The organism is Nocardia grenadensis NBRC 108939 (assembly GCF_001613445.1).
In the GTDB taxonomy this organism is placed as follows: domain Bacteria; phylum Actinomycetota; class Actinomycetes; order Mycobacteriales; family Mycobacteriaceae; genus Nocardia; species Nocardia grenadensis.
In genome coordinates, this window is the sequence record NZ_BDCJ01000029.1 from 14,211 (window position 1) to 29,296 (window position 15,086).

15 protein-coding genes and 1 pseudogene are annotated in these 15,086 nt (G+C 70.4%); 7 read left to right on the top strand and 9 right to left on the bottom strand.

Annotation, left to right across the window (positions count from 1 at the left end; genetic code table 11):
• Window positions 1–51 precede the first annotated feature (51 nt).
• The 3 genes from NGR01S_RS33035 to rimP are packed head-to-tail and all read right to left on the bottom strand — an operon-like array spanning window position 52 to window position 2,188.
• Entirely contained in the window at window positions 52–543 is a 492-nt protein-coding gene (locus NGR01S_RS33035; protein ID WP_307718781.1) for a YlxR family protein, read from the bottom strand.
• Window positions 540–1,568, bottom strand: coding sequence for a transcription termination factor NusA (gene nusA, locus NGR01S_RS26745; RefSeq protein ID WP_063041602.1), 1,029 nt, complete (start codon window positions 1,566–1,568; stop codon window positions 540–542). Before nusA ends, NGR01S_RS33035 begins: the two co-directional genes overlap by 4 nt.
• On the bottom strand, window positions 1,565–2,188 hold the full coding sequence (rimP, locus tag NGR01S_RS26750) for a ribosome maturation factor RimP (protein WP_063041604.1): 624 nt from the start codon (window positions 2,186–2,188) through the stop codon (window positions 1,565–1,567). Before rimP ends, nusA begins: the two co-directional genes overlap by 4 nt.
• Before the next feature lie 159 nt (window positions 2,189–2,347).
• Here rimP and NGR01S_RS26755 point away from each other — a divergent pair, with 159 nt between their 5' ends.
• Entirely contained in the window at window positions 2,348–2,911 is a 564-nt protein-coding gene (locus NGR01S_RS26755) for a hypothetical protein (RefSeq protein ID WP_307718782.1), read from the top strand.
• Window positions 2,908–3,342: a ferritin-like domain-containing protein gene (locus tag NGR01S_RS26760; RefSeq protein WP_063041609.1), complete on the top strand. Its 435-nt coding sequence runs from the start codon at window positions 2,908–2,910 to the stop codon at window positions 3,340–3,342. The genes NGR01S_RS26755 and NGR01S_RS26760 overlap by 4 nt, the downstream gene beginning before the upstream one ends.
• Window positions 3,343–3,354: 12 nt before the next feature.
• Here the strand turns inward: NGR01S_RS26760 and NGR01S_RS26765 are convergent, their stop codons facing one another.
• From NGR01S_RS26765 to NGR01S_RS26785, 5 genes and pseudogenes are all read right to left on the bottom strand, one after another.
• Complete coding sequence (locus NGR01S_RS26765; RefSeq protein WP_063041611.1) at window positions 3,355–4,212, bottom strand: hypothetical protein; 858 nt, start codon at window positions 4,210–4,212, stop codon at window positions 3,355–3,357.
• A 247-nt stretch (window positions 4,213–4,459) separates the two neighbouring features.
• The gene (locus NGR01S_RS26770; RefSeq protein ID WP_245664799.1) at window positions 4,460–6,355 is read right to left on the bottom strand and encodes a hypothetical protein; all 1,896 of its coding nucleotides are present in this window, start codon (window positions 6,353–6,355) and stop codon (window positions 4,460–4,462) included.
• 86 nt (window positions 6,356–6,441) lie between these two features.
• On the bottom strand, window positions 6,442–6,630 hold the full coding sequence (locus NGR01S_RS26775; protein ID WP_063041613.1) for a hypothetical protein: 189 nt from the start codon (window positions 6,628–6,630) through the stop codon (window positions 6,442–6,444).
• A 112-nt stretch (window positions 6,631–6,742) separates the two neighbouring features.
• Window positions 6,743–7,098 (bottom strand): annotated as a pseudogene (locus NGR01S_RS26780) (diacylglycerol kinase); the annotation flags it as partial.
• 19 nt (window positions 7,099–7,117) lie between these two features.
• A complete protein-coding gene (locus NGR01S_RS26785) occupies window positions 7,118–7,744 on the bottom strand; it encodes a TetR/AcrR family transcriptional regulator (RefSeq protein ID WP_063041617.1) in 627 nt (208 codons plus the stop codon).
• Window positions 7,745–7,875: 131 nt separating this feature from the next.
• Between NGR01S_RS26785 and NGR01S_RS26790 the strand changes: the two genes are divergently transcribed.
• Window positions 7,876–8,721 (top strand): SDR family NAD(P)-dependent oxidoreductase, encoded by an 846-nt coding sequence (locus NGR01S_RS26790; protein WP_063041619.1) that lies wholly within the window; start codon window positions 7,876–7,878, stop codon window positions 8,719–8,721.
• 266 nt (window positions 8,722–8,987) lie between these two features.
• The gene (locus NGR01S_RS26795) at window positions 8,988–9,578 is read left to right on the top strand and encodes a TetR/AcrR family transcriptional regulator (RefSeq protein ID WP_063041755.1); all 591 of its coding nucleotides are present in this window, start codon (window positions 8,988–8,990) and stop codon (window positions 9,576–9,578) included.
• Window positions 9,579–9,605: 27 nt separating this feature from the next.
• Here NGR01S_RS26795 and NGR01S_RS26800 read toward each other — a convergent pair whose 3' ends face one another.
• Window positions 9,606–11,363, bottom strand: a complete 1,758-nt coding sequence (locus tag NGR01S_RS26800; RefSeq protein WP_063041757.1) for a proline--tRNA ligase — start codon at window positions 11,361–11,363, stop codon at window positions 9,606–9,608.
• A 147-nt stretch (window positions 11,364–11,510) separates the two neighbouring features.
• On the opposite strand from NGR01S_RS26800, the gene yaaA reads away from it, so the two are divergent.
• From yaaA to NGR01S_RS26815, 3 genes are all read left to right on the top strand, one after another.
• A complete protein-coding gene (gene yaaA / locus NGR01S_RS26805; RefSeq protein WP_063041628.1) occupies window positions 11,511–12,254 on the top strand; it encodes a peroxide stress protein YaaA in 744 nt (247 codons plus the stop codon).
• Window positions 12,255–12,320: 66 nt separating this feature from the next.
• Entirely contained in the window at window positions 12,321–13,592 is a 1,272-nt protein-coding gene (gene cobA / locus NGR01S_RS26810; protein WP_063041630.1) for a uroporphyrinogen-III C-methyltransferase, read from the top strand.
• 6 nt (window positions 13,593–13,598) lie between these two features.
• Window positions 13,599–15,080, top strand: coding sequence for an MFS transporter (locus tag NGR01S_RS26815; protein WP_063041632.1), 1,482 nt, complete (start codon window positions 13,599–13,601; stop codon window positions 15,078–15,080).
• Window positions 15,081–15,086: the final 6 nt, after the last annotated feature.

The window sequence follows — 15,086 nt, forward strand, 5'->3', positions numbered from 1 at the left end:
GACCTCGGGTTAACTCCGATGGACGTTCATCGTTGGTACTTCACGGTGTGCTCATGAGTGCTCGTGCCTGTTCTCGAGGTGTTGCTCAACGGCTGAGATATCCAGATGTCCGGACACTCGTAGTGCTCTGCCGATCGCTCGGCGCCGAACCGCAGTGCTCAGACAAGCCGAAAAGGGGTGCAGCCACGCACCCCGCCCGGAAAGTCTGCGCTGTGGATCGGGAACGATCGTCACAGTGTCCGTACCGTCGCCGGTCGAACATCCGCACACCACGATCCTCAGCAGTTCGGGGGCCGGTTCGCGTTTCCGGCAACCGACACACGTTCGCACCGGAGCCACCGGGCGCCGGAGCGCCGCCGACTCGTCGCCGCGTTCGCAGTCGGTAACCGAAGACTCGGACCGAACCTCGTACCACTCTACCGCCGACCGCTGCGTGCCCTCCAACCCCGCCCCCGATGACGTCGCGCGGACCGAGTCGGTCCGGCGTGTTCGCTGGTCGCGGGGGGTCGGCCGCGCGGACGCCGATTCGGGGTGGGCCGTCACCGGCGATGCGCCTCCGTTCGCACCGCGCCGCCGGCGTCCGGGGCCGCGTCGCTGCGGATATCGATCCGCCAGCCGGTGAGCCGGGCCGCGAGACGGGCGTTCTGCCCCTCCTTGCCGATGGCCAGCGAGAGCTGGAAATCCGGGACGATCACCCGGGCGGCTCGCGCATCCGGATCCACAACTGTGACGGAAACCACCTTCGACGGCGACAGCGCATTGCCGACGAAGGTCGCCGGATCGTCGGCGTAATCGATGATGTCGATCTTCTCGCCGGCCAGTTCGCTCATCACATTGCGCACCCGCTGCCCCATCGGACCGATACAGGCGCCCTTGGCGTTCACTCCGGAGACCGTGGAGCGCACCGCGATCTTGGACCGGTGCCCCGCTTCCCGGGCCACCGCCACGATCTCCACCGACCCGTCCGCGATCTCGGGCACCTCCAGCGCGAACAGCCGCCGGACCAGATTGGGATGGGTCCGCGACAGCGTGATCTGCGGACCACGCGGGCCCCGCGACACCCCCACCACATAGCACTTGATCCGGTCACCGTGCTCGTAGTTCTCCCCGGGCACCTGCTCGGCGGACGGGATCAGCCCCTCGGCCCCGTGCAACTCGCTGCCGATCCGCACCACCACCGTGCCGCGGGCATTGGCGCGCGCGTCGCGCTGCACCACGCCGCCGACGATATCGCCCTCGTGGGTCGAGAACTCGCCGAAGGATTTCTCGTTCTCGGCGTCCCGCAACCGCTGCAGCACGACCTGGCGCGCGGTGGTGGCGGCGATCCGGCCGAAACCCTCCGGGGTGTCGTCCCATTCGGAGATCACATTGCCGTCGGCGTCGAGTTCGGTGGCGAGCACTCGCACGACCCCGGTGCGCTGATTGATCTCTACCCGGGCGTCGGGTTGATGGCCCTCGGTGTGCTTGTAGGCGGTGAGCAGCGCGGATTCGATCGCGGAGATCACGGTTTCGATCGATATCCCCTTATCCGCCACGATGGCGCGCAGGGCTTCGATTTCGATGTTCATTCCATGGTCCCTTCGGTCGAATCGGACGCGGCGACAGCAGTTCCGGTGAGTTCCGCGGCGTCCACTCCCGCGGGTGGGCGGCCGGCGGCGACGCCCCCGGCGAGTTCGAGTTCGCGCGCGTTCGGTGGGGAGAATTCCACTTCCACCACGGCGCGTGCGATATCGGCCAGACCGACGCTCACCAGGCGTGGTCCGGGTCTACCACTCAGTACCAGCGCGATCCGGTCATCCTCGAGGACACCGATCCGGGCGGTGAAGCGCGTCGGCAGGCCGGGCTCCGGCGGTGCGACGCCCGGCTTCAAGGTGATCTCGGCCTTCCGGCCGCGAGCCCGGCGCCAGTGCCGGGGGGCGGTGAGCGGGCGTTCGATCCCCGGGGTCGTCACCTCGAGCAGGTACCGGGCGGCCTCGAATTCGTCGTCCGCGTCGTCCAGGCAAGCCGACACCTGCGCGCTGAGTTCGGCGATACTATCCAGGTCGGCGCTGCGGTCACTGTCCACGATAACCCGTACCCGGGTCTGTCCCGCCGCGGTCGAAACCTCGACACCCTCGAGATCGAATCCTCGACCGGCGACGAGTCCGGCGACGAGCCGGCTCACCCTCTCCTCGGTCGGCATGGGCATATGGGCAGCTCCTGGTTCAGTTGTCACGCGGACGGAAATGTTCTGTGCCGGTGATCCAGCGTAACGCGCCCAGGGAAGGGAAAGGACCAGCGGTCTGCGGTAAGTCCACCCGGTGGTGCCCACAGTCGGGTGACTCCTCCGGTCTGGCACGATGGTCCGGTGACCGAGCGCGTTACCGACCGGCCCGCGGCCGGGCCTCCCCGCGGCCCCTTCCCCGACCGGCCGGGCCGCGCCCGCCGGATGAATCGCCGTACCGCGCTACGGGTCGCGGGCGGCGGCACGGTCGGGCTGTTCGCCACCGGCGCCCTGGTCGCCTGCGCGGAGGATCCGATCACCGAGCCGGATGTCCTGGTCGCTCAGGAATTCTCGGCCCGCAGCGATGCCGCGGCGGCCACCGCCGCCATCGCAATCGAACCGCAACGCACGGACGCGCTCACCGTTATCGCCACGGAACGCACCGCGCACGCCACGGCGCTGCGCACCGAGATCGATCGGGCGATCGGTATCTACGGCGACGGCACGACCCCCGCCGTGCGCACGCCGGCGCCCACCACCACCCCGGCCCCGGAGACGCCGCCGAGTATCGCCGCGCTGCGCGATCGGCTGACGTCCTCGCAGCGGGCCGCGGCCGATCTCGCCGTCACCCAGTCCGGCTACCGGGCGGGCCTGCTCGCCTCGATCAGCGCCGCCTGCGCGGTTCAGGTGGGGGTGCTGCTGGTATGAGCGGTACCCAACAGCAGGCGTTGCGGGATGCCCTCGACGCCGAATACGCGGCCGTCTACGCCTACGGCGTGATCGCCGCCCATACGAGCCCGGAGTTGCGGCGCACGGTCAACGAGCACACCGCCGCGCATCGCGCCCGCCGCGACGGCACGGTCGATCTCCTCATCGCTGACGGGGCCGCCGCGCCGCCTCCCGAGCCCGCTTACACCGTGCCCGTCGAGGTCACCGACCCGGCGTCGGCCGCCCGGCTGGCCGTCGTGGTGGAAACCGATACCGCTGTGGCCTGGCGCGCGGTGATCGAGCACGCCGGTACCGAGCTCATCCGGCGCACCGGTCTGGACGCGCTCACCGAATCGGCCGGGCGGCGTGCCACCTGGCAGGCGGCGGCCGGTATCACGCCGGCGACCACCGCGTTCCCCGGGCAGCGCTGATCCGGTACCGGATCAGGGCGGTGCCCATTCCGTGCGGTTGGTCGAGTGCGGCCGATCGGGCCGGGGCCGGGGGAAGACCGTGCCTTCCTGGCTACCCCGGCCACGCGACCAGGGCGCACCGCCCCGCGGTGGGCGTTCCTGCGGGGTGAGCGAGCCCAGCCCGCCCGGCATGCCGGGGAGGTAGGGCATCGACGAGCCCGTCCCCGAGTTCCACGGCGTGGATCCGGGCGGATGACCGGATGCCTGTTCCGCTCCCGTGGGCGTCCACGGCGTGTGCCCGGCCGCCGCGGCGATCGGGTCGCCCGGCGGCACCGCGGCGTCGGTCCGGGGCGGGTTGTCAGCGGTGGGGACCGGTACCGCCGATTGCTGTCCCGCGGCCGGGGGTGGGCCCGCGACCTGCGGGCCGGGGGTGGGCTCGGGTGGCTCCGGGGTCGCGGGGGTGCCCGGGGCCGGGTGCGCCTCGGCCGGCGCATGCGGTGCCGGATCCGGCGGCGGCCGGTCGCCGCCCACCCCTCCACCGATCGCCGCGGGTGCCGTGGAGTCCGGGGATACACCGGCCGCGAGCCGGTCGGCGGATCCCGGGTAGTGATCGGCCGTACGGGTCTCGGTGGGCTCCGCGGCCGGGAGGGGGCGCTCCGCGGAGGGCGTGAGTTCCGTGGAGCCCGGCGCGGCCGCGGCGGCGATATCGGCCGGCCCCACGTGCTGCACGGCCGCCGCGTCGGCCTCCATCAGCAGGGCGATGGTCTGCGCACCCCCGGCCGCGTCCCGCACGCCGCGGCGCATCACCTCGCCGGCGGACCCCCCGACCGCCCCGAGCCTGGTGGTCAGTTCGCCGGTGACGGAGTCCACGGATGCACCGTCCTCGATCATCGCCACCGCCTCGTTTCACCCTCGGGCCCGGTCGTCACGACCGCGGCCGCTCTACTGTGTACGAAACCGCGGTCGCCGACGCCCGATCGACTCGGCCGCTCGACCGTGGCCCGGACGCCACGCGACATCCGACACGTAACCACCGTCACTCACGGCCACTACCACCGGGGGTGGGAAGACATGCTCGGCAAGCGGATTCGGCCACCGGAAGAACCGGCCCCCGGACCGCCGGCGCGGCGGCACCTCGCTACGAATACGACGCGACCCCGACCGGGCCGGTGCCCAGGCACACCACCGATCCGGGGGTCCCGTTCCGGATGATCAGTGCCGAACCACTGCCGACGATCCGCACGTAGACGGTATTCAGACCCGCCCGTACCGGCGCCTGCACCCGGTCGCCACGTTCGAGACCTACGGTGAGAGTCGCGTCGCGGTCGGCGAAATAGTTGAGTTGGGCGGTCCACTCGTGCGCGATCATGGGGCCGTCGAGCGGGACCCGGACCGAGAGATCCCCGCCGATCCGGTAACCACAGCCCGGTTCCGGGCCGGGCGGGATCCCGCGGTTCCACCAGACCCGGGCGTCGGCGAAGGCGCCGGAGTCGGTGATCATTCGCAGGCGGTCGGTGGCCGCGGCGAAAGCGCCGGGCGGGGCGATCGACGAGAGCACTCGGCCCGCCTCGTTCTCGGGATAGGCCGTCGGATTGAGCACGGTCCAGGGCACCTCCTGGGCGAGCAGCGGCGCTCCGTCCCATCGGGCGAACTCAGACTTCACCGTGGTCACATAGGCTTTCGTCGGCCCCTCGGACCAGCTGCGGGTGAAAGTGTAGGTGGACCAGAGACTGCTCAGCGCGAAGACGGTCACCACGACGGCCGCCGGGACGCATCCGCGCCACCGACTGCCGCGCCTGTCGCCTGCCGGGCCTTCCCGCGCGGCACCGCCCCTCGCACGGCCATGAGCGAAAGCCCGCAGGATCAGCGCGCCCGCGGCGGTGAGAACCACCGCGGCATCGGCCAGATAGCGCAGCGACATCATGAGTTCGTCGACGGTGTTGGGTCCCGCCCGCATCAGGACCACCGGTATCTGCACCGCAGGTACATAGAACGCCGCCGCCACCCATACCGGCCAGACCACGCGCCGCGCCCGGACCGTCAGCAGTATTCCGGCGGCCAACAGCGCCCACGCCGTCCAGACCGCCCAGCCGGGAGCGACCGCCCACGGCGCCGACGGCACCCACCGTTCCCAGCCCCACGGCCCGCCCAGCAGCGCGGTCACCACCGCGGCCCAGGTCGCGCGGGGCAGCATATGAGCCAGGTCGGCGGAGCCGCCCTCGCCGCCCGAGACCCCGGCCGCCGCCAGATAGACCACCGCCCACAGCGCGAGCACTGCCGCGGCCCCGCCCCACAGCCCCGCACCGCGTCGCAGCACCTCCGGCACGGCCGGGCCGCGCCCGTCGACGTAGCGCCGCAGCAGGACCACGGCGAACGCCACGAACGGCACCACGACCGCTTTCTCGAAGAACAGCAACCCCACCGTCGTGACCAGGACTCCGGAGATCGCGTACCGGCGGCGGCCGGTACGGTCCAGCAGCACCGCGTCGCCCACCACCCAGGCGAGCGCGAATTGCAGGGGTAGCGCGTTCAGCGCCGCCGACCACCAGGCGAACGCGGGAAGGGTCAGCGGGGAGAACAGATAGAACGCCAGGGGGATCAGCAGTGCCCGGCGCCGCCCGAGTAAGACCAGCAGCATGCGCAGCACCGCGAGCGAGGCCGCCAGCTGGCCGGCCAGCAACATGACCGCGGTCGCCCCCCAGTTCAGCGGCGCGACGGCGGTGACCAGCCAGGACACCGCGAAGGCCAGCGGCATGAAATGACCGTCGTGGTCGTGCAGCAGCAACTCACCGGACAGCAGCGGCAGCGTCCCGGCCCGGCCGGCCAGGATCAGATCGTCCCAGTAGAAATAGCCGTGCGCGGTCACCCACGCCCGGACCGCGAGTTGTGCGGCGATGAGCCCGGCCGCCACCCACAGCACGGTGACGCCGGGGGCACGCAACCGGTTTCCGAGCGCGGCCCGCGCGTGCGCCGGGAATATCGCCGGGCTCCGGATAGACGTGCGCTCCGGGGTGAGTGCCGGAGCGGTTCCCATGTCGACCCACCCTACAAGCGACCCGGCCGGAGCACCGTGTGATCGGTGCTCCGGCCGGATCGGCGTCGGCTTTCCCCGGGTTGGACCTACTCGTCGGCCTCGCCGTCCGGCTCGGCGTCCAGGCCGAGGTCGTACTCGCTCAGATCCACGGCATCTGTGCGCTCGTCCCCGATATCCAGCAGTTGCGCGACGGCGTCGGAATCACCGTGCGCGGCCCGTTCGCGCAATTCGGTCAGGTTCGGCTCGCGATGGCCGGACCGTTCGGGCTCATACATACAGCGCACCTTCCCTGGAGGTTCGGCGCCGAGCCAGCAGCTCGTACGCTCCGGCATCCGAGCTTAGGTGGGTTGCCGGATCGTCGCCGAATCCGCAGGAAGATCCTTGCGGTCAGCCGTGGTCCGCGAGGCCCGGGCCGGTGTACAACGGCAGGCCACCAGTGGTTCGGGTACCCGGTTCGGCGGCCACCACGTCGAGTATGGCGTTGACCACCCGGCCCACTCCGGCCAGGATCGCCGCGTAATTGTGATCACCGTGCCGGCTGGACGGACAGATGTCCACCGCGTAGGAGGGTTCGCCGGTGATCTCCACCCGGCAGGAGCCGCCGGGCTGCGCGGGTCGCGCCAGTCCGGTCACATACCATCGCGCAGCCGGGTGATGTGCTCGACCACGATGGCGAGGCGGCCGGCCACACGGCCGGTGATCTCGAACCGCAGCGCGGCCCGCGTACCCGCGGGCACCTCACCCACCGGCCGCACCCATGGATCACACTCCGTACGCGGCCAGGAACGTGCGCACCGCGGCGTCGACCGCTCGGTCCAGCTCGCGCTCGGACGGCGACTCGTCGCCGAACCGGTGGCGCGACCGAAGCGAGGCAGTGAGCAACGCGGCCCAATGCGCCGCCGCGATGTCGGGTTCGCCGATCCGCAGCACGCCCGCGACGGCGAACCGAGCGAGCCGGTCGGCCAATGCCCGGCCGACGCGATCGCTCACGCCGTCGGCGATATCGAGCAGGTCGGGGAACTGCCCGGCTTCGGCACACAGGAGACGGCGTAGCGCCCGGGATTCCGCAGAGCAGTAGCACCGGAGAAGTGCGCCGCCAATGTCACGCAGCGTTGCCGCGAGATCCGGCCCCGGTTCCGTCAGCCGGTCGAGCACGGCCAGGTTCGCGGCCAGCGCGGCCTCCGACAGCGATCGCACCGCCGCGCGGAAGACCTGCTCCTTATCGCCGAAATGGCTGTACACCGTCGCTTTGGCGACTCCCGCTTCCGCGGCGATCCGGTCCATCCGAGTCTGCGCGTAGCCGGTCCGGCCGAACACCACGAAGGCGGCGTCGAGTATCGCCTGCTGTTTGTCGATACGACCGCGGGCGGGAACGGTAACCGAGTCCATGCTTTTCACCCTAGACCCGCGAGACCAGTTTTCCAGACCGGGAATACTTCCCGGAGCTTCACTCTTTAGACCCAAGAGTCCAGAAAATAAGACTCGTCAGTCCAGTGGGACGTAAAGGGACGGAGAGGACCATGAAAACCGCGGTGATCACCGGCGGCACGGACGGTATCGGGCGGAAACTGGCGCAGACCCTGCTCGAACGGGGCGATCACGTGGTCGTCATCGGCAGGAGTCCGGCGAAAGCCGAAGCCGTTCTCGCGGCGGCGGCCCGGCTCGGCGCTACGGACCGCTTGGAAGTTCTGCCCGCCGACCTGAGCCTGGTGAGCGAGAACTACCGTGTCATCGACCATGTGCGCAGTGCTTATCCGGCGATCGATATCCTCACCCTGGGGGCACGGTATTACCGATCATCGCGTGCGCTGACCGCCGACGGCTTCGAGGCGTCGTTCGCCCTGTTCTACCTCAGCCGCTACCTTCTCACCCACGGCCTGGCCGAGACACTCGGCCGGTCCACCGCGCCGATCGTGCTGGACCTTTCCGGCCCGGGTGGCGATCTCGCCCGGATCAACTGGGACGACCTCCAGTTCGCCCGCGGCTACGACCCGGACGCGGTCATGCACCAGTGCGGCAAACTCAGCGATCTGCTCGCGGTCACCTTCGTGCGCGAGCACGCGAACAGTGGCATCCGCTATCTACTCCTACACCCGGGGCTGACCGCGACCGGATTCACCGGGTCCTATTCCGCCAAGGATGCGGCGACAGTGGCCGATATGCGCCGACGTGGGCAACCCACCGGAGCCGCTGTCGCTCGCATCATGCACCACCTCGACCACCCGCCAGTGACGCCTCTGTCCGCCTTTATGCAGGACACCCCGGTCGACACGACGGGTACCGCATTCGATATCGCGGCGGCCGAGCGGCTTGCCACTCATACGAGAGAACTACTGACCGGTGCCGAGCCGGGCCCACAGGCCTGAACCTCCCGGCCCCCCGGTTCCGGACGGGAGGCCGGGGTCCACCCCACCACTGCGCGCCCTTCGGCAGTACGACCGCGACGGCGGACGCCACGCTCCGGCACACCGTGCCGGATGCCGTGGCCGGCATGTACCCCGACGGCGAAATCTCGGGCGAATCGCACCAACACCCGTATCGTGCGCGACATATCGACCTCCACTACACAGATCTGTAAAGTTCGGCGTCCTCTACGATAGGTACACTGACCTGTGAAGGCAAGGAGGTGGATATGACCGGCACTGCGGGCAGGGAGGAACTGACCCCGGGCGCCCGGCGCATTCTGGACACCGCCGGCGAGCTCTTCTACTCGCGCGGTATCCATGCCGTCGGTGTCGATACCATCGCCGCCGAATCCGGCGTCACCAAACGCACGCTGTACGACCGTTTCGGATCCAAGGACGGCCTGCTCGTCACCTACCTCGAAGATCGGGACCGGCGCTGGCGGGCTCGCATCGCTACCCACCTCGCGGCGGAGACCGATTCGATACGGCGACTACTGGCGCCCTTCGACGTCCTCCCGGAATGGCTGCCGACCAACAGCAGAGGGTGCGGGTTCATCAATGCTTTCGCCGAACTACCCGATCCCGATCACCCGGGGCGGCAGGTGATCGTCGAGGAGAAGACCTGGCTACGCGATCTCTTCCGGGAACTGGCCGCGGCGGCCGGGGCCGCAGATCCGGATCTGCTCGCCGTACAGCTGCTCAGCCTGCACGAGGGCGCCATCATCAGCTTCTCCATCACCGGCGAGCAGACCGCCGCGACCGCGACGCGCGCCGCCGCGCTCCAGCTCGCCGAGCAGGCCACCCGTCGGCACCGCTGACGAGCCGCGCGGCGAGCGGAGCGACCGCTAGCCGCGAACCCGGGCGAGCACCGCCTCGACCGCGGATTCGGCGGGCACGTCCTGGGCCTCGCCGGTGAACCGGTCACGCAGCTCGACCTTGCCCTCGGCCCAGCCCCGGCCGATCACCAACACGTAGGGCATACCGAGCAGTTCGGCATCCTTGAACTTCACCCCGGGCGAGGCGGTGCGGTCGTCGAAGAGCACGTCGAGACCCTGCGCGTGCAGCGCCGCCACCACTTCTTCGGCACCGGCCCGGGCGGCCTCGTCCTTGTTGGCGATCACCACGTGCACGTCGTACGGCGCGACCTCCGACGGCCAGCGCAGTCCCTTGTCGTCGTGCTGCTGTTCGGCGATGACCGCGACCATGCGCGAGACACCGATCCCGTAGGACCCCATCACGAGCCGCACCGGTTTACCGTTCTCCCCCAGCACATCGACCTCGAAGGCGTCGGTGTACTTGTAGCCGAGCTGGAAGATGTGGCCGATCTCGATACCGCGCGCCGCGACCAGCGGGCCACGGCCGTCGGGCGATATATCCCCGTCGCGCACCTGCGCGGCCTCGATGGTGCCGTCCGGGGTGAAATCGCGGCCGGACACCAGGCCGACGATATGCTTGCCGGGCTCGTCGGCACCGGTGATCCAGGAGGTTCCGGTGACCACCCGCGGATCGACCAGGTAGCGGATACCGTTGGCCTGCAATCCCTTCGGGCCGATATAGCCCTTCACCAGGAAGGGGTTGGCGGCGAAATCGGCGTCGGTGAGCAGTTCGACCTCGGCCGGTTCGACCGAGGCGCCGAGACGTTTGTCGTCGACCTCGCGGTCGCCGGGTACGCCGATACCGACGATCTCGGTCTTCCCGTCGGGATGCCGCAGTTTCACCATGACGTTCTTCAGCGTGTCCGCGGCGGTCACCGGGCGGCCGAAGCGCTCAGCGATGCCCGCACCGTTCGCCCAGTCCACCAGGGTCGCGATGGTGGGGGTGTCGGGGGTGTCGTGGACCTGCGCCGCGGGCTGCCCTTCGAGGGGCAGCGGGTCGGGCGCCGGGGTGACCACGGCCTCCACATTCGCGGCGTACCCGGACTCCCGGCACACCACGTAGGTGTCCTCACCGACCGGGCTGTCGGCCAGGAACTCCTCGGAGGCACTGCCGCCCATGGCGCCGGAGGTCGCGGCGACGATCACGTACTGCACGCCGAGCCGGTCGAAGATGCGCTGGTAGGCCTCGCGGTGCGCGGTATAGCTGGCCTTCAGCCCGTCCTCGTCCAGGTCGAAGGAATAGGAGTCCTTCATGATGAACTCGCGGCCGCGCAGGATGCCGGCCCGGGGCCGTTCCTCGTCGCGGTACTTGGCCTGGATCTGGTACAGGGTGACCGGCAGGTCCTTGTAGGAGTTGTACTCGCCCTTGACGGTGAGAGTGAACAGCTCCTCGTGGGTGGGACCGAGCAGATAGTCGGCGCCCTTGCGGTCCTGGAGCCGGAACAGGGCGTCACCGTATTCGGTCCAGCGGTTGGTGGCCTCGTAGGGGTCGCGCGGCAGCAGCGCCGGTAGCGAGATCTCCTGCGCGCCGATGGCGTTCATCTCCTCGCGCACCACCTCCTCCACCTTGTGCAGCACCCGCAGGCCCAGCGGCAGCCACGAGTACACACCCGGCGCGATCCGGCGCACATAGCCGGCACGCACCAGCAGCTTGTGGCTGGGCACCTCGGCGTCGGCGGGGTCGTCGCGCAACGTACGGAGGAACAGTCGGGAGAGGCGGGTGATCACGGTTGCCCAGCGTAGCCCCTGTGCGTCCGCCGGCCACATTCGATTACCGGTGGTGGGCGCCGTGCGCTCGGGACGGCCGCCGGACCCCGGATCCGTCCCGCCGGGGCCGGCGGGCGGGCGCGGCGGCGACCGGTACCGTAACCGGTCGTGCTGGTGCTGCTCCCCCCTTCCGAAACCAAATCCGACGGCGGTTCCGGCGGCCCGCTGGAGCTGTCGGCGCTGGCCTTCGACTCGCTCACCGAGGTCCGGGCGCAGCTGATCGGCGACCTGGTCGCACTGGCCGGCGACCCGGATGCCGCCCGGGCCGCCCTGGGACTCGGTAAGAGCTCCGAGGCCGAGCTGGCCCGCAATGCCGCGGTGCGCACCTCCCCCACCCGGCCCGCGCTGGAACGCTATACCGGCGTTCTGTACGACGCGCTGGACGCGAGTTCCTTCACCCGCGCCCAGCGCGCGAAAGCACTCGCCCGGATCGCGGTCGGCTCGGCGCTTTTCGGCGCGGTCCGCGCCGGTGATCCCATCCCCGCGTACCGGCTGTCGGGCGGCTCGAAACTGCCGGGCCGGCCGACCCTGGCGGCGGTCTGGCGTGATCACCTGGGCCCGGCCCTGCGCGACGCGGCGGGCGACGAACTCGTGGTGGACCTGCGATCGGGCACCTACCAGCAGCTCGGCCGGGTACCGGGGGCGGTCACCGCGACGGTGCTCACCGAGCACGCGGACGGATCACGCACGGTGGTCAGCCACTTCAACAAGCACCACAAGGGACTGCTGGCCCGGGCCCTGGTACTCACCCGCGCCGAACTCGGGGATATCCGGGCGGTCGCCCGGGTCGCGAACAAGGCGGGACTGCGCACCGAGGTCGCCTCCGATACCGAGCTGGTCGTCCTCACCTGATCCGGGGCCTGGGCCCCCGGCGGGCGGCTGCGGACTGCGCCACCCCGGGCCGTAGGCTCGAGTCTTGTGCCGAACACGTCAGCCGATACCGACAACCTGTCCGCCGGGGACTCGAACTACCTGGTGGGACTCGATCTGAACGGACGCCGGGTCGTCGTCGTGGGTGGAGGCAGTGTGGCACAGCGCCGGTTGGGCCTGCTCATCGCCGCCGGCGCGGCCGTCGAGGTGATCACCCGGGCGGCCACCCCAGCGGTCGAGGCGATGGCCACCGCGGGTCAGATCACGCTCAGGCTGCGCGATTACGCCGACGGTGACCTCGACGGCGCCTGGTACGCCATCGCCTGCACCGACGGACCCGAGACCAATGCCGCCGTCGTCGCCGAGGCCACTCGGCGCCGGATCTTCTGCGTCCGCGCCGATCACGCGCAATCCGGCACGGCGGTCACCCCGGCGACCGCCCGTTACGACGGGATGACCCTGGGCGTACTGGCCGGCGGCCGGCATCGACGCTCGGCCGCGGTCCGCACGGCACTGCTGGAAGCGCTGCAATCGGGTGTGGTCACCGACGACGCGACCCCCATGACGCCCGGAGTCGCCCTGGTCGGTGGTGGGCCCGGCGACCCGGACCTGATCACCGTGCGCGGCCGCCGGCTCCTGGCCCGGGCCGATCTGGTGGTGGCCGACCGGCTGGCCCCGCCGGAGCTGCTGGCCGAGCTGGGGCCCGATGTCGAGGTGGTGGACGCGGCCAAGATCCCGTACGGACGCGCGATGGCGCAGGACGCGATCAATCAGGCGCTGGTGGACGGTGCCCGGGCGGGCAAGTTCGTGGTCCGGCTCAAGGGCGGTGATCCCTATGTGTTCGGCCGCGGTTACGAGGAACTCGAGGCCTGTGTCGACGCCGGGGTGCCGGTGACGGTGGTGCCGGGAGTCACCAGCCCGATCTCGGTTCCGGCGGCCGCCGGGATCCCGGTCACCCATCGCGGGGTGACCCATGAGTTCGTGGTGGTCAGTGGTCATATCCCGCCGGACCATCCGGATTCGCTGGTCGATTGGCCGGCGCTGGCCCAGCTGCGCGGCACCCTGGTCCTGATGATGGCGGTGGAGCGGATCGAACAGTTCGCGGCGGTCCTGCGCGCGGGTGGCCGCCCCGCCGAAACCCCGGCCACGGTGATCCAGGAGGGCACCCTGCGTGGTCAGCGGGTACTGCGGGCCACACTCGCCGATGTCGCCGAACGCGTCCGCGCCGAAGGGATCCGGCCGCCCGCGATCATTGTGATCGGGCCCACGGCCGGGTTCAGCGCCGTGCCGGTAGCGGCCGGCGACAGTCGGTTACAGTGACCCACTGTGCTCGATAACCCCCCAGCTATCAAATATCCGGTGACGAAACGAGCCTTCGGCCTCGCCATTCTCGTGCTCAGCGGGTTACAGCTGATGGTGGTGCTGGACGGCACCGTGGTGATCCTGGCCCTGCCGCGGTTGCAGGAGGAGATGGGGCTGTCCAGTTCGGGCAGCGCGTGGACCATCACCGCCTACGGGCTGCCGTTCGCCGGCCTGATGCTGCTCGGCGGCCGGATCGGCGACTCGTTCGGACGCCGGCGAATGTTCGTCCTCGGTGTCGGCCTGTTCACACTGGCCTCCATGCTGTGTGGGCTGGCGCAGGGCGAGCAGATGCTCGTCGCCGCGCGCGCCTTCCAGGGCACCGGTGCCGCGCTCGCCGCGCCCACCGCGTTCGCGCTGGTCGCCAGCACCTTCGCCCCGGGCAAGGTCCGCAACCAGGCCTTCGCCATCTTCGGCTCGATGGTGGCGCTGGGTTCGGTCGGTGGACTGGTGATCGGCGGGGCACTCACCGAGGCCAGCTGGCGATGGATCTTCCTGATCAATGTGCCGATCGGTGTGCTCATCGTGATCGGCGCGCTGGTCGCGCTCCGCGATACCCACCATCAGCGGCTCACGCTGGACGTGCGCGGTGCGTTCCTCGGCACCCTGGCGTGTGCCCTCATCGTCTGGGGCGCCACCGAGGGACCGGAACTCGGCTGGGGAGACCCGCTGGTCTACGGCACGCTGATCGCGGGCGCGGTACTGCTGCCGGTTTTCGTCTTCGCCGAACGTCACGTGGACAACCCGCTGCTGCCGTGGACCCTGTTCGACAGCCGCGACCGCGTCGCCACCTTCGTGGTGATCCTGCTCGCCAGCGGCGTGCTGGGCGCCACCACCTATTTCGCCGGTCTGTTCGTGCAGAACGTGGTGGGTTACAGCCCGCTGGTCGCCGGGATCTCGTTCATCCCGTTCACCGTCGGCGTCGGCCTCGGCAGCGCGGTGGCCACCCGGTTGGCGCTGCACGTCGCGCCCCGCTGGTTGCTGGTCGGCGCGGCGGTGGTGCTCATGGCCGGCCTCGGTTACGGCTCGACGCTGGACGCCGACGTCGGCTACTGGTCCACCCTGCTGCCGCTGTTCTCGGTGATCGGCTTCGGCATCGGTATCGCCATGGTGCTCATCCCGCTGTGTGTGCTGGTCGGGGTGCCGCCGGACGAGATCGGCCCGCTTTCGGCGATCGGCCAGATGTTCCTGAATCTGGGGACCCCCATCGCTATCGGCGTACTCACCCCGCTGGCCGCCTCCCGGACCCTGTCCGAGGGCGGGACCATCAAGAAACCGGCCGAGATGTCGGCCGCCGAGATCACCGCGCTCGGTGACGGTTACACCCTGGCCCTGTTGGTGGCCGCCATCGGCGGCCTGCTGGTGGGCCTGATCGCGCTGACCCTGCGCTACACCGCGGAAGAGGTCGCCCGGGCCCAGCACGCCCAGGACGAGGCCCAGTCGGCCTGAGCCCGG

What these genes read in the sequence shown, in the direction of transcription:
- nusA (WP_063041602.1), bottom strand. Translation starts at nt 1,568, where the DNA reads ATGAACATCGAAATCGAAGCCCTGCGCGCCATCGTGGCGGATAAGGGG.
- rimP (WP_063041604.1), bottom strand. Translation starts at nt 2,188, where the DNA reads ATGCCCATGCCGACCGAGGAGAGGGTGAGCCGGCTCGTCGCCGGACTC.
- NGR01S_RS26760 (WP_063041609.1), top strand. Translation starts at nt 2,908, where the DNA reads ATGAGCGGTACCCAACAGCAGGCGTTGCGGGATGCCCTCGACGCCGAA.
- NGR01S_RS26765 (WP_063041611.1), bottom strand. Translation starts at nt 4,212, where the DNA reads ATGATCGAGGACGGTGCATCCGTGGACTCCGTCACCGGCGAACTGACC.
- NGR01S_RS26770 (WP_245664799.1), bottom strand. Translation starts at nt 6,355, where the DNA reads ATGGGAACCGCTCCGGCACTCACCCCGGAGCGCACGTCTATCCGGAGC.
- NGR01S_RS26775 (WP_063041613.1), bottom strand. Translation starts at nt 6,630, where the DNA reads ATGTATGAGCCCGAACGGTCCGGCCATCGCGAGCCGAACCTGACCGAA.
- NGR01S_RS26785 (WP_063041617.1), bottom strand. Translation starts at nt 7,744, where the DNA reads ATGGACTCGGTTACCGTTCCCGCCCGCGGTCGTATCGACAAACAGCAG.
- NGR01S_RS26790 (WP_063041619.1), top strand. Translation starts at nt 7,876, where the DNA reads ATGAAAACCGCGGTGATCACCGGCGGCACGGACGGTATCGGGCGGAAA.
- NGR01S_RS26795 (WP_063041755.1), top strand. Translation starts at nt 8,988, where the DNA reads ATGACCGGCACTGCGGGCAGGGAGGAACTGACCCCGGGCGCCCGGCGC.